Genomic DNA, 13,319 nt, shown 5'->3' with positions numbered 1-13,319 from the left:
AACATGCAGCGTGAGCATTACGGCAGGGACAGTCTCAGCCCGTCATACGCGGGCATGACGTTTTCCGGCAGCTTGCCGGAAAGAATCCCGTAATCCATATCATGGGACAGGTGGGTCAGCACGGCGCGGCGGGGCCGGACGGCGGCAATGGCGGCCAACGTTTCCTCCAGGCACATGTGCGTGGGGTGCAGATGATAACGCAGTCCGTCAATAATCAGCAAATCCACTCCTTTCATCCTCTCCAAGGACGGGGCCGGGATGCTTTTCACATCCGGCATGTAAACCAGGCTCCGGCCTTCCGCTTCCAAGAGATAGGCATATGTCTCCACCCCGGCATGGAGCACCGGAAGGGGCGTCGCCAGCACGTTCCCCACACGGAACGGAGCCGTCACCTCGTGAGGCTCCGGCCTGACGTACCCGCTCCGCCCCGGTTTAGGAACGAACGCCCAGCCGTACATGGTCCGCAGGGCGTCCACCGTCATGGGAGAAGCATACATGGGCAGGCCGCCGGACCGGCGCCAGCAGAAGGCGCGCAAATCGTCAAAACCTCCCACGTGGTCCACATGGGCATGCGTATAAAGAACGGCATCCACATCCGTGATATTTTCCCGCAGGGCCTGCTGCCGCAAATCCGGGGAAGAATCCAGCAGGAGGCGGGTGCCAGCGGCCTCCACATAAATTGAAGAACGCAACCGCCTGTTTCTGGGGTCCGGGGACGTGCAGACCGCGCAGGAGCAGCCTATCTGCGGCACTCCGGTGGACGTTCCTGTGCCCAAAAAGAGAATGTTCATCACAGAGGTCATGATTGCGTTTAGGGCAAATGATGCCATAATGCATTCAAAATCCAAAGCCCGAATGCTTACATTGCTGAAAATTAAAAACCTGGCCCTTGTGGACCAGCTGCTCTGGGAACCCAGTTCCGGATTCATCTGCATCACGGGGGAAACCGGGGCGGGGAAATCCGTCATCATTGGAGCCATACGCCTGGCGCTGGGAGAACGGGCGGACAAGACGCTCATCCGCTCCGGGGAACAGCAATGCAGCGTGGAAGCTGTGTTCCATCTGCCGGAATCCTCCCCCGTGCACGCCATTCTGAACGAGCATGGCGTCCCGCCCTGCGAAGACGGCAACCTGATTATCAAGCGCCTCATCTCTTCCACGGCCAACCGCCAGTTCCTGAACGACAGCCCGTGCACCCTGAATCTGCTGAGGGAAGCGGGAGCCTGCCTGGTGGACATGCACGGCCCCAGCGACCACCGCTCCCTGGTCTCCCAGGAAAGGCAGCTTTCCCTGCTGGACGCCTTCGGGGAGCACGCTCCCCTGGTGCACGCCTATTCGGACGCCTGGAGGCAATGGCAGGATGCGCGCCGGGCCTATGATGACCTGGAACATGCGGAAGCGGCCACCGCACGGGAAATAGAACTACTGCGCCACCAGGTGGATGAAATAGATTCCGCCGCCTTCACTCCGGAAGAAGTGCTCACGCTGGAAGAACGCTGGCAGCGCGCCCGCAACGGCACCCGGCTCCGGGAACAGGTCTCCAAAATGCTTTCCATGCTGGAGGAAACGGATGTGCCCGGCCTAGGGACCCAATTGAGGGAATTGACACGGGCGGCCCATGAGCTGGAACGCATGGACGCCTCCACCGCCGCGTGGCTGGCTCCATTGGCGGGAGTGAATTTGGAACTCAAGGAAATTGAGGGACGCCTGGCGGATTATTCCGCCGAACTGGACTGCGACCCCCGGGAACTTTTCCAGCTGGAGGAACGCATCAACCTGCTGGAATCTCTGAAAATGAAATACGGCCCCTCCTTTGAGGACGTCTGTTCCCGGAGGGAGGAGGCGACCAGCCGCCTGGACCGCATTGAACACCGCACGGAACGCCTGGACGAGCTGAGGGCCTCCATCGCCGCCCTGCGCAAGCAGATGGACGCCGCCGGGCAGGCTCTGACCAGAGCGCGCCAGGACTCCGCGCCCAGGCTGGCGGCTTCCATCGTCAGGCACTCCCGGGAGCTGGGATTCCGCCAGGCCGTCTTTGAAGTGAGCCTCTTCCCCCTTCAGGAACCGGGCTCACAGGGAATGGAAACGGTGGAATTCCTGTTTGGCCCCAATCCCGGAGAACCCTCCAAGCCTCTCCGTCTGATTGCCTCCAGCGGGGAACTGGCGCGCATCATGCTGGCGATTAAAAGCGCCCTGGCCCACAAGGATGCCACCCCCCTGCTGGTATTTGACGAAATAGACGCCAACGTGGGCGGAGAAGTGGCGCGGGCTGTGGGATTCAAGATGCAGCAGCTCGGAAACAGGCACCAGGTGATCTCCATCACGCACTTCCCGCAGGTGGCGGCCCTGGCCTCCCATCATTACCTGGTTCAGAAAGCATCCGCGGGCAACCGCACCATCTCCTGCCTGCGGGAGGTGAGCCATGAAGAACGGGTGGATGAACTGGTCCGCATGCTGGGCGGCGGCGGAGACCACGCACGCACGCTGGCCCAGGCCCTGCTGCAGCCCTCCTGAACGGGAAACGCCGGTGGGGGAGAGGCCGCCCTATTTCCCCAGGCGCCCCAGGCGTGGGGTGAAACCCCGCAGCCTCAGGGAATTGAATACGACGCACAGGGAACTCAAACTCATCGCCCCGGCGGCAATCATGGGATTCAGCGTAAGGCCGAAGGCGGGATATAAACACCCGGCGGCCAACGGAATGCCGATGATGTTGTAAAAGAAAGCCCAGAAAAGATTCTGCCTGATGATGAGCAGCGTGGTGCGGCCCAGCTGGACAGCTTCCGCCACGCCTGCGGGGTTGCTTTTCATCAGCACGATGTCGGAGGATTCCATCGCCAGCTCCGTTCCGGACTTCATGGAAATGCCCACCCGGGCGCAGGCCAGAGCCGGGGCGTCGTTCACGCCGTCCCCTACCATCGCCACCTTGTCCCCGCGTTCCTCCATCTTCATCACATGGGAGGCCTTTTCATCCGGAAGCACGTCGGAGACCACCTCGTCAATGTGGAGTTCTCCGGCCATGTGCCGCGCCGTGGCGGCGTTGTCCCCCGTCAGCATGACGACGCGCAGGTTCATCCGCTTCAAACTGTCCACCGCCGCACGGCTGTCCGGTTTCAGGGAATCCGCCACCATGATGACGCCGGCAGGGCATCCGCCCCTACCCACATACAGCGGGGACGCGCCCTGCCGCATGAACTCCCGCAGGCGGCTTTCATCCTCCTTCCAGGAAATTCCCTTATCCTGCATGAATCCGGAATTGCCCACCGCATAAGGCACCCCATCCACCGTTCCGGCAATGCCGCGGCCAGGAACCACGGATAAATCCGCCACGGCGCGGACAGGCAAATTCAGAAGCCTGGCGTGTTCATAAACAGCCTTTCCCACAGGATGTTCCGAACCCTGTTCCAAAGCCGCCGCCATTTCCACCAGCGCGTCCGCATCCATGCCTTCCTCCGGCAGCACGGCCACTACCCGCGGCTCCCCTTCCGTCAGGGTGCCCGTCTTGTCAAAAACGACGGTATCCACGCGGCTCAGGGCTTCCAGAGCCCCGGCGGACTTGCACAGGATGCCCAGCCGCGCGCCCCTGCCCGTCCCCACCATAATGGCGATAGGCGTAGCGAGCCCCAGGACACAGGGGCAGGAAATCACCAGCACCGCAATTGCCCTGGCGAGGGCGAAGGAAAACCCCTCCCCGGCAGCCATCCACCCAACCAGCGATACCAGGGCAACGGCAATGACCGCAGGGACAAAGAAATAGCATACCCGGTCCGCCAGCCGCGCAATGGGCGCCTTGGACTGGCTGGCCTGTTCCACCAGGCGGATCATGCGGGCCAGCGTGGAATCCCCGCCCACGCGTTCCGCGCGGATTTTGAGATACCCGGCCCGGTTGAACGTTCCGCTGATCACCCGGTCCCCCGCCGCCCTGTCCACCGGCATGCTTTCCCCCGTCAGGTCCGATTCATCCAGAGCCGCCTGCCCCTCTTCAATCATGCCGTCCACCGGAATCCGCTGCCCGGTTTTCACCACCACCAGATCCCCGGAACGAATTTCATCCAGCGGAACGGCGCGCTCCGCGCCGTCATGCCATACCAGCGCCTCCTGGGGAACCAGCTTCACCAGCCCTTTTACGGCGGCATTCGTTTTCCGATAAGAGCGGCGTTCAAGGTATTTCCCCAGGGAAATCAGGGTGACGATCATGGCTGCAGATTCAAAATACAGCTCCATTCCTTCCACACTGAAACCCTGCCACATCCCCGCTACCAGCAAATACAGCCCATACAGAAAAGCGGAGCCGGAACCGATGGCGATCAGGGAATCCATATTGGGAGACAGCGCCACAAGCTGCCGCACGCCGTTTATCAAATAATGCCGGTTCAGCCACAGGACGGCACCCGCCAGAATGCCTTGTGTCCACCAATTCATCCAGAGCCCCCAACTCCCTTCCGGGACGGGCCAGTTCCACATGGGGCCCATGGACAAATACATCAAAGGAACCAGCAGCAGAATGGACCAAACGAGACGGGAGCCGCCCGTTTCCTCCTGTTCCAGCCTTTCCTCCCTCTCCGTTCCGGCAAGCGGCTCCTCTTTCCAGTCCGCCAGGCGGAAGCCGGCTTTCTCCACCACCGGAGCTATCCGCTCCATGGCGGGGGAATCAGGCCTTTCAAACAAGACGGTCATCTTCCCCGTCAGCAAATTCAGCTCTACGCGCTCCACCCCCTCCAATCCTTCCACGGCGCGCTCCACCTTAGCGGCACACCCGGCGCAATGCATACCGGAAACAAGATAGTTCTTTTCTTCCATTGTCATTAAAACGGAATGTTTGATGTTCCGGGTCCAGACAAGACCCCATACTGTTAGCCGAACCTAACACATTTATTCCGTTCCTCAAGCCGCTTTCGCGGCTTCAGCCCCCTCTGATAAAAAATGACAAAAAAACGCCCGCGGCCCCGTACCAGTAACAAACACCTCTAATTTCCTCCATGAACATTCCTCCTCTATTCAAAGTCCTGGCCAGCGCGGCCTTGTTGTCCACCCCCCTCCACGCCCAGCTTTACACCCTCCATGGAGACGGCGTCAAAAAAACGGAGAGAGTCGTGGAAAAAGCGGATTATTCCGATTATGAACTCGTCTGGCACGACGAATTCGACAAAGACGGCCGTCCGGCCCCTGCCAAATGGAATTACGAACACGGTTTCGTCCGCAACAAGGAAGCGCAATGGTACCAGCCGGAAAATGCCTATTGCAAAGACGGCATGCTGATTATTGAAGGCAGGAAGGAAAAACATGCCAACCCCCATTACGATCCGGAGGGAAAAAACTGGCAGACGACACGGAAAGAGGCGGAATACACCTCTGCCTCCCTGACGACGCGCAGCAAATTTTCCTGGCTGTACGGGCGATTTGAAATCCGGGCCAGATTCAGCCCGCGGGAAGGCATGTGGCCTGCTTTCTGGACCTTGGGCGTCAAGGAAAAGTGGCCCATGTGCGGGGAAATAGACATCATGGAGTACTACCAGTCCACCTATCTGGCCAATCTCTGCTGGGGTTCCCCCAAAAAACACGTGGGCAAATGGAGCACCACTTACACGCCGCTCAAATGGCTCCAGGAAAAACACGCGGACTGGGCGGACAGCTTCCATGTCTTCCGTATGGACTGGGATGAAAAGGAAGTGCGCCTGTATGCGGACGATATTCTGCTGAACCGGACTCCCCTCGATAATACCGTCAACGCCTCTTACAAGGAAGTCGCCAATCCCTTCCGGCAGCCTCACTTCATCATCCTGAACCTGGCTCTGGGCGCCACCGGCGGAGATCTGGACAAACTGCCGCTGCCCCAGAAATACGAAATAGACTACGTTCGCATTTACCAGAAAAAGGATTCCCCCCATAAAGGAACCATTCCATACCGCGCGGAAAAGTAACTGCCCTCTTCCGGAAACAGGAAAAAGGGCAGGGATTGCGGCATGAAAAAAGCCCCATCCGGACAAACCGGACGGGGCTCTTCAAAGAACAGAAAGAGGGGCAACTCAGTTTACGCGGCCCAGATAGGAACCGTCTTCCGTCTTTACGGAAATCTTTTCACCGGGCTTGATGAAAAGGGGCACCTGCACCACCAGTCCGGTAGTCATCGTGGCGGATTTGTAAACATTGTTCGCGCTGTCGCCCTTGACGCCTTCAGGAGCTTCCGCCACTTCCATGGTGATGGCGGCGGGGAGTTCTACGGAAACGACCGTTTCATCCGTGAAAAGCAGGATGTAGATATTGCCTTCCATCAGATAATCCTTGACGGGTTCCACGATTTCCGGAGACACGGTGATGTCTTCGTATGTATCCGGATTCATGAAGTGATAACCCATGCCGTCAATGTAGCTGAACTCATATTCCTCACGGGCGAGGTTGACGCCTTCCAGGGATTCATTGGAAGTCAGGCGAAGGTTATACACCTTTTTAGTGGAAATGCTGCGGATGCTCATTTGCACATAGGAAGCCATGCGGGGGGGGCACTTGTGCTCCATGCTGACTACAACGCAAACGTCATTGTTGTAATTGACCGCGTGTCCCTTGCGAAGATTGATTACGGGTACTTTTGCCATGCGGCCCGTACCATACCATGTTTTCCCCTCCCGTCAAGGCGAAAAAGCCGGGCAACCCCTTGAGGCGCTTGGAGAAAACACTCCTGAACAGGGCAGCGGGGAAGAAAGGAAAAACGGCTGTTCCTACCGGCTGAGGTCCTGCTGGAACAGGACTTTGATGCCGCTGGAATTCAGCACGGTGCGCCCGAAGTTGAGATCCTCCACGTGAAGAGCCACCAGAGACCCCCGCCCCACGCAAGGCAGCAGGGGATAGAGAAAGTTGACGTTCATTTCCGCGACATACAGCGCATCCAGGCATTTTTTGAGGTCTGCGGGGCCATGGCGGAGCACCGCCACCAGCACCCCGGACTCCGTATAGCAAATACCTTTCTCCAGAAAAATTTCCGACGTCCTTTCCGGATCGCTGACAATCAGGCGCGCAATAGTCGCCTCATGGCAGTCCTGCATGCTGAATCCCAGACAGAAAATGCCGTGCATGTCCAGCAGGCCGAGGAGGGCGGTCAGGGCCCCCACCCGGTTCTGGAGCATGATGGAATATTGCTTTATCGTGCTGCCGGGGGCTTTAATGGCTTCTTCCTTCATAACAATAAAGCAAATAAGGGCTGTATTCTATTTGGCGTACGTTTTAAGCACGCGCCTGATGATGGCCAGAGCCTGCTGGATTTCCTCTTCACTGACATTCAGCGGCGGCAGCAGACGGACGGTTTCCGGCCCGGCGGGAACGGAAAGCAACCCTTCCTGCCGCAGGGCCTCCACCACTACGGAGGCGATCGTCTTGCCCTCCGGCGCGGCTACCATTTCCGGGTTCAGGCCAATGCCCAGCAACAGGCCCAGGCCACGCACGCCCTGAACAACAGGCAGGTTCCAGGATTCTATTTCCCTGCGAATTTCCGCGCCCAGGCGCCGCGCCCGCTCCGGGAGCCCCTGGGAAACAACTTCCCGCAGCACGGCCAGGCCTACCGCAGTGCCGAGCGGGTTGCCTCCATACGTGGAGCCATGGGAGCCGGGATCCATGATGGAGGAAAGCTCCGTACCCTGGCCGTCAATGGCGCGGTCGGAAATCCAGAAGCCGCCGATGGGGAAACCGCCGCCCAGAGCCTTGGCCCAGGAAATGCCGTCCGGTTCCACATCCGGAGCTACGGCGCGCCATCCCATGATGTCGCCGCAGCGGCCAAAGCCGCACTGCACTTCATCCATCAGCAGAAGAAGATCGTGCTCTCTGCATAACTGCGCCAGGCCCCGCAGAAATTCCGGAGTCACGCAGTTGACCCCTCCTTCTCCCTGGACGGTTTCCAGCATGAAGGCCACCGTTTCCGGCCTGATGGCTTCGCGGGCCGTTTCCAGATCGTTGAAAGGCAAATGGCGGAATCCCGGCAGCATGGGGTCAAAGCCGATTTTGATTTTATCCTGCCCCGTGGCGGACATGCTGCCCAGCGTCCTCCCGTGGAAGGATTTGTTGAACGTAAGCACCTCATAACGGGGCTTGCCGTCCGGCTGGGGCTTGCGGTGCCCGTAACGGCGCGCTACTTTGATTAAACCGTCATTGGACTCCGCACCGCTGTTGGCGAAAAAGACTTTTCCCGGGCGCTCCACGCATTTGGTCACGATGAATTCCGCCAGATCCGCCTGCTGGGGGATCTGGTACAGGTTGGAGCAGTGCACCAGGGTGGCGGCCTGCTTTTGCAGGGCCTGCGTCACCGCAGGATGGCAGTGCCCGAGCACGCAGGTCGCAATGCCGGCACAGAAGTCCAGATAGCACTTCCCCGTGCTGTCCCACAGTCGGGAGCCTTCTCCGCGGACGGCAGCCATGGGATAACGGCCATAGGAATGGAGTACGTACTGGTTGAGCTTTTCTTCTGTGTTCATAAGTTAAGGTAATATGGGCGTAGTTTGCTCTTCTGGCCCCGTCTGTAAATGATTTTTTTGGGAACCACGTCATGATTGCCGCATTTTACCCCGGAAGACAGTCACATCTTTGTCCGCCGCTCATTCATTTTTCTTTTCTTTTATCATTTTAACGGCAGAATAACCACCGCAACCAGCAATAATCCACTATGGCTCATTTTTTCAACCTCAAAGGCTTTCTGGAAGAATTCAAGGCATTCGCCCTTAAAGGGAACGTTATTGACCTGGCGGTGGCCGTCGTCATCGGCGGCGCATTCAACAAAATCGTCTCCGTCTTCGTCTCCAGCATTATCACCCCCATCATCGGTTACCTTACTTCCGGGGTCAACCTGGCATACCTGGTGCTGAAACTGGGCGATGTGGAATTAAAATACGGTGAATTGCTCCAGGCGACCATTGACTTCCTCATCATCGCCTTCTCCGTCTTTGTAGCCATCAAGCTGATCGGAGCCCTGAGGCGCAAGAGCGAAGAAGCTCCGGCCGCCCCTGCTCCCAAGCCGGATGACGTCGTCCTTCTGGAACAGATCCGGGACATCCTGCAAAAACAGGCGGACGCCAAATAAGTTCTTTTGAACGGTTCATGCCGGTTCCATGCGGGACCGGCATGTTTTTTCCTCTTTACTTGTTCCGCCGCAAACGGGAAAGTGATTGCATGACTTCTCCGCTGCGCCTTTTAGCCTTTGCCCTCTTTCTTGCCCCGTCCCTGCTTCCGGCGGCGGAAAACCAGCGCTTCATTCTGGAACGCCCCTATCCGGTGACGGAAATCCCGGAACCTGACCGCAGCCTTCCCGTCACCAACGTGATTCTGATGATTGGGGACGGAATGGGCATTCATCACCTTTCTGCGGCATGGGCGGCCAACAGAGGCCGCCTGTTTATTGAAAACTGTCCTGTTACGGGCATTTCCAAAACATGGTGCGCGGACAAGCTGGTCACGGACTCCGCCGCTGCGGGCACCGCCATGGCGACAGGAACCAAGACGCTTTACCATCGGGTCGCCGTATGCCCCAGGGGCAACAAGCTGGATTCCCTGGTGGACAAGGCTGCGGACATGGGCAAATCCACCGGCGTCATCGCTACCTGCGAGCTGAATGACGCCACCCCGGCATCTTTCTGCGCCAATAATGAAAAAAGATCGGATGCTTACGGCATCATCGGGGATTACCCCCGTTCCCGCGCCGATTTCATCTTTGGCGGCGGCGGCAAATACTTCACGCAGAGGCCGGACGGCAGGGATATTTTCCAGGAAATGCAGGCGCAGGGCTACCGTGTCGCCCGCTCCTGGGAAAAAGCCGGAGCCTTGCCTTCCGGAAAAACGCTGGTTGTCGCCGCTCCGGGTAATCTTCCCCCTCCCTCCAAACGGGGCGACGTTTTCCGCCAGGCCGCAGTGAAAGCCCTGGATACCCTTTCCCGGAATCCCAACGGATTTTTCCTGATGATTGAAGGGTCCAACATTGACAAGGCGGCCCACAGCAACAATCTGGAAGAAATGATGGAAGAGCTCCTTGATTTTGACCGGACTGCGGGAGCCGTGCTTGACTGGGCCTCCAAACACCCCGGCACCCTGGTCGTCATCACGGCGGACCATAATACGGGCGCGTTCGCTCTCACGGGCGGCAGCCGGGAACAGGGGGAAATAACGGGCCGGTTCGGTTCCGGCAGTCATGACGGCGTGGCTGTTCCGGTGTATGCCTTCGGCGCGGGAAGCGGCGACTTCACCGGCATTTATGAAAATACGGATATCTTCAACAAGATTATGAACGCCCTTAAAAAAGGTGCGGACAAACCCGTGCGTTAGGCGCCCGGTCAAGGCTGCGGCCTGTCCATGCGCCGCGCCACCAGCCCAGCCCCGACGGTAGCCGCACCGCCTATCAGGAACACCGCTTGCGGGCCGCCCGTATTCATCCAGATCACGCCGCCCAGCACGCCGTAAGCGATAGAAGCCACATGATTGATGGCCAGCCCGGTGTAAATGCTTGGCGTAATGTCCTCCGGCTTCTCGCAGATGCGGGCCACGTAGGTGCTCCGGGCCATGCCTAGGGCAAACAGCAGGTTGTCCAGGACAAAGCAGGCGGTCACTACTCCCACGGCCCAATGCAGGGGCAGCAGTTCCGGAGCGAAGGCGTATGCCAGGCACAGGAGGGACAGCGCCACGCTGTCGAAAATCGTCACCTTCCGTTCCCCGTAGCGCTTGATGCTCCAGCCGATCAGGGGTTGAGTGACCAGCCCGATGACGCCGGCCATGAGCAGGGTTTTTCCGATATATCCGGGAGACTGGCCCAGCGTGCTGACCATCAGCCAGAAACCGAAGGTCAGATAAAGCTGCTTGCGGATGCCGTGCAGAATTTCCAATCCATAATAAACGGCATATCTGCGCTTGAAGACGAAACATTGCCTCCATCCGCGCCGCTGCGGGAAGACGGGCGTCTTCACCCGGCTCAGGAACAGGGATGCCAGCAGGCACACGCCCCCCGTGACGAAAAAGTCCACGGCAAAAGATTGATTGAATTTCCACTTGATCCACACGCACAGCGCGCCCAGCAGCGCGGCCGCCGTTCCCAGAGCCTTCATCTGGCCGAGCCGCAGACTGCGGTTTTCCGGCCTCGCCGTATGGATGACAATGGTGTCAATCATGCCCATCAGGATATGCTGACCCAGACTCACCGTCAAAATCCACGCAGACAAAGTCCACAGGCTGGTTCCGGCGCCGCAGAAAGCCAGCGCGTACATGCCGCCGAACATCAGCAGGCACGCCACCCCGGCCATGCGGACCTCATTAAACATGAAAAGCAGGCTGACCGCAAAAAGAGACAGGATGCCGGGCAATTCCCGGGGAAATTCAATCAGCCCGCGCATCTCCACGTCAAGATGCTGGGCATCACGCAGAAAATTGCTGAAAACGAGATCATACACACCGCTTCCGAACTGGCCCAGAAAAAGCGCCAGCAGCACAAATACCATCGTCTTCCTGATGCGGGGGGAAGCGGCTCCATTCATAGCGCGGGAATACTCTCACAGGCGCCCGGACGGAACAACCGCTATTTTCATGTGCCGGTTTTCTCTGCATTTGCAAAAATAACCTCGAAACGGAATTTTCCCGGAAAATGCCGCGTATTTACGTACGCTATGATTTCCAAGTGTACCTTTTCCGCCACGGTTTTCAGCCTGTTTTCCCTTTGCTGGGGCGCCCCATCCGCTCCGGTTCTCGAAGCGCCCCATATCATTCCCCTGCCCGCCGCCATGCGCGTCCAAACCGGAGAAAGCGGGTTTTCCCTGAAAAACGGCGTCAGGCTCCCGGAAAAAAATCCTCTTTCCAGGCAGGCGGAACGGATTTTCCGCGACAACGGGATCAACACGGCCCTGGTTAAAAACAATGCGGACATCATCTTTACGGAAGACGCTTCCCTGAGCAGGGAAGGCTACCGCCTTGCCGTAACGCCGGATTCCATCTCCATTGCTTCCGGTTCCGTGAACGGAGCCCTGTATGCCCTTCAATCCCTCGTTCAAAGCATCGCTGCCGACAAAAACGGAGCTCCGGCCCTGCCCCGGATGGACGTAAAAGACCAGCCCCGCTTTTCATGGCGGGGCCTGATGGTAGACAGCTGCCGCCACATGATGCCCGTGCGGGACATCAAAAAAGTGCTGGACCTGATGGAACGGTACAAATTCAACACCCTGCACTGGCATCTGACGGACGACCAGGGGTGGCGTCTCCCAATCGCCAAGTACCCCAGGCTGACAACCGTGGGAGGCGCCCGGGCTCAATCCCCCGTCATCGGCAACCGCAACAAGGCAGACGGCACGCCCTACTCCGGCCATTACACCGCGGATGAAATCCGGGAAGTGGTGCGGTATGCCAAAAACCGGGGCATTACCGTCATTCCGGAAGTGGAAATGCCGGGCCACGCCTCCGCCGCCATCGCCGCGTATCCGGAACTGGGCAACACGGACATTCCGGGCTATGCGCCCAAGGTGCAGGAAACCTGGGGAGTGCTTCCCTACACCTTCGCTCCCACGGAAAAAACCTTCCGTTTTCTGGAAGACGTCATTGACGAAGTGTGCGCCCTGTTCCCGGACAGTCCCTATATCCACATCGGCGGGGATGAGGCTCCAAAAAACCAGTGGAAGCAGTCCCCCGCAGCGCAGCAGGTCATGAAGGACAACGGCCTGGCCAACGAGCATGAACTCCAGAGCTACTTCATCCGCCGCGTGGAAAAAATAATCAACAGCCGCGGAAAAAGGCTCATCGGCTGGGATGAAATCCAGGAAGGGGGCCTTTCCCCCACCGCTACCATGATGGTTTGGCGCAGCCAAATGCCGCACATCGCCGCACAAACCCTGGCACGGGGCAACGATATTGTGATGACGCCCAACAGCCACCTGTACTTTGACTATGACCAGGGGCCCGGAAAACCCGCTGCCCCCGAATACGAGACGATTAACAATAATCAGCTGACCTGGCAGCATGTTTACGGACTGGAACCGGTTCCTCAGGGAACGCCCCGGGAACGGGAAAAGCAGGTGCTGGGCTGCCAGGCGAACATCTGGACGGAATATATCCCGAACCTGCCGAAATGGGAATACCATGTCTTCCCCCGCGCCCTGGCGCTGGCGGAAGTTGCCTGGACCCCGCAGGAGCTAAAAAATGAGAAAGATTTCCGTAAACGCCTCGATCGCCAGCTTCCCTTCCTGGACGCCCGCGGCGTCAATTACAAAAGACCGGACAATGGAGCCCCCGCACAGCCGGAGGCCGTCATTACGCGGGAACGCCGTTAAGCACGGCAGACGGGGTCCTGCGGCGCCTCCTTCCGGAGGCCGCATTAT

General features: G+C 58.7%; 11 protein-coding genes. 5 read left to right on the top strand and 6 right to left on the bottom strand.

Annotated features, from left to right (window positions below; genetic code table 11):
• Nucleotides 1-17: 17 nt before the first annotated feature.
• Nucleotides 18-803: an MBL fold metallo-hydrolase gene (locus WW58_RS00280; RefSeq protein WP_205575039.1), complete on the bottom strand. Its 786-nt coding sequence runs from the start codon at nt 801-803 to the stop codon at nt 18-20.
• Nucleotides 804-855: 52 nt separating this feature from the next.
• Here WW58_RS00280 and recN point away from each other — a divergent pair, with 52 nt between their 5' ends.
• Nucleotides 856-2,514, top strand: coding sequence for a DNA repair protein RecN (gene recN / locus WW58_RS00275; RefSeq protein WP_046434595.1), 1,659 nt, complete (start codon nt 856-858; stop codon nt 2,512-2,514).
• 30 nt (nt 2,515-2,544) lie between these two features.
• On the opposite strand, the gene WW58_RS00270 is transcribed toward recN, so the two are convergent.
• Entirely contained in the window at nt 2,545-4,803 is a 2,259-nt protein-coding gene (locus WW58_RS00270; protein ID WP_215833660.1) for a heavy metal translocating P-type ATPase, read from the bottom strand.
• A gap of 173 nt (nt 4,804-4,976) precedes the next feature.
• Here WW58_RS00270 and WW58_RS00265 point away from each other — a divergent pair, with 173 nt between their 5' ends.
• Nucleotides 4,977-5,918 (top strand): glycoside hydrolase family 16 protein, encoded by a 942-nt coding sequence (locus WW58_RS00265; RefSeq protein ID WP_215833659.1) that lies wholly within the window; start codon nt 4,977-4,979, stop codon nt 5,916-5,918.
• 105 nt (nt 5,919-6,023) lie between these two features.
• Here WW58_RS00265 and efp read toward each other — a convergent pair whose 3' ends face one another.
• From efp to WW58_RS00250, 3 genes are all read right to left on the bottom strand, one after another.
• Nucleotides 6,024-6,590, bottom strand: a complete 567-nt coding sequence (gene efp / locus WW58_RS00260; protein WP_012419922.1) for an elongation factor P — start codon at nt 6,588-6,590, stop codon at nt 6,024-6,026.
• Nucleotides 6,591-6,713: 123 nt separating this feature from the next.
• Entirely contained in the window at nt 6,714-7,172 is a 459-nt protein-coding gene (locus WW58_RS00255) for a hypothetical protein (protein WP_046434366.1), read from the bottom strand.
• 27 nt (nt 7,173-7,199) lie between these two features.
• The gene (locus WW58_RS00250) at nt 7,200-8,456 is read right to left on the bottom strand and encodes an aspartate aminotransferase family protein (RefSeq protein ID WP_046434364.1); all 1,257 of its coding nucleotides are present in this window, start codon (nt 8,454-8,456) and stop codon (nt 7,200-7,202) included.
• A gap of 188 nt (nt 8,457-8,644) precedes the next feature.
• Between WW58_RS00250 and mscL the strand changes: the two genes are divergently transcribed.
• Both mscL and WW58_RS00240 read left to right on the top strand, forming a co-directional pair.
• A complete protein-coding gene (mscL, locus tag WW58_RS00245) occupies nt 8,645-9,058 on the top strand; it encodes a large conductance mechanosensitive channel protein MscL (RefSeq protein ID WP_012419919.1) in 414 nt (137 codons plus the stop codon).
• 89 nt (nt 9,059-9,147) lie between these two features.
• Nucleotides 9,148-10,293, top strand: a complete 1,146-nt coding sequence (locus tag WW58_RS00240) for an alkaline phosphatase (protein ID WP_046434591.1) — start codon at nt 9,148-9,150, stop codon at nt 10,291-10,293.
• Between the two features lie 8 nt (nt 10,294-10,301).
• On the opposite strand, the gene WW58_RS00235 is transcribed toward WW58_RS00240, so the two are convergent.
• The gene (locus WW58_RS00235; RefSeq protein WP_046434361.1) at nt 10,302-11,492 is read right to left on the bottom strand and encodes an MFS transporter; all 1,191 of its coding nucleotides are present in this window, start codon (nt 11,490-11,492) and stop codon (nt 10,302-10,304) included.
• Nucleotides 11,493-11,621: 129 nt separating this feature from the next.
• On the opposite strand from WW58_RS00235, the gene WW58_RS00230 reads away from it, so the two are divergent.
• The gene (locus tag WW58_RS00230) at nt 11,622-13,271 is read left to right on the top strand and encodes a beta-N-acetylhexosaminidase (RefSeq protein ID WP_215833658.1); all 1,650 of its coding nucleotides are present in this window, start codon (nt 11,622-11,624) and stop codon (nt 13,269-13,271) included.
• The last annotated feature ends 48 nt before the right edge of the window (nt 13,272-13,319 follow it).

Origin of the sequence: Akkermansia sp. UNK.MGS-1, from assembly GCF_000980515.1 — a bacterium.
GTDB lineage: Bacteria > Verrucomicrobiota > Verrucomicrobiia > Verrucomicrobiales > Akkermansiaceae > Akkermansia > Akkermansia muciniphila.
This window is presented reverse-complemented; position numbering and strand designations above follow the sequence as displayed.

Coding starts and splice junctions, on each gene's coding strand:
- WW58_RS00255 (WP_046434366.1), bottom strand. CDS start 7,172: ATGAAGGAAGAAGCCATTAAAGCCCCCGGCAGCACGATAAAGCAATAT.
- WW58_RS00230 (WP_215833658.1), top strand. CDS start 11,622: ATGATTTCCAAGTGTACCTTTTCCGCCACGGTTTTCAGCCTGTTTTCC.
- recN (WP_046434595.1), top strand. CDS start 856: ATGCTTACATTGCTGAAAATTAAAAACCTGGCCCTTGTGGACCAGCTG.
- efp (WP_012419922.1), bottom strand. CDS start 6,590: ATGGCAAAAGTACCCGTAATCAATCTTCGCAAGGGACACGCGGTCAAT.
- mscL (WP_012419919.1), top strand. CDS start 8,645: ATGGCTCATTTTTTCAACCTCAAAGGCTTTCTGGAAGAATTCAAGGCA.
- WW58_RS00265 (WP_215833659.1), top strand. CDS start 4,977: ATGAACATTCCTCCTCTATTCAAAGTCCTGGCCAGCGCGGCCTTGTTG.
- WW58_RS00280 (WP_205575039.1), bottom strand. CDS start 803: ATGACCTCTGTGATGAACATTCTCTTTTTGGGCACAGGAACGTCCACC.
- WW58_RS00240 (WP_046434591.1), top strand. CDS start 9,148: ATGACTTCTCCGCTGCGCCTTTTAGCCTTTGCCCTCTTTCTTGCCCCG.
- WW58_RS00235 (WP_046434361.1), bottom strand. CDS start 11,492: ATGAATGGAGCCGCTTCCCCCCGCATCAGGAAGACGATGGTATTTGTG.
- WW58_RS00250 (WP_046434364.1), bottom strand. CDS start 8,456: ATGAACACAGAAGAAAAGCTCAACCAGTACGTACTCCATTCCTATGGC.
- WW58_RS00270 (WP_215833660.1), bottom strand. CDS start 4,803: ATGACAATGGAAGAAAAGAACTATCTTGTTTCCGGTATGCATTGCGCC.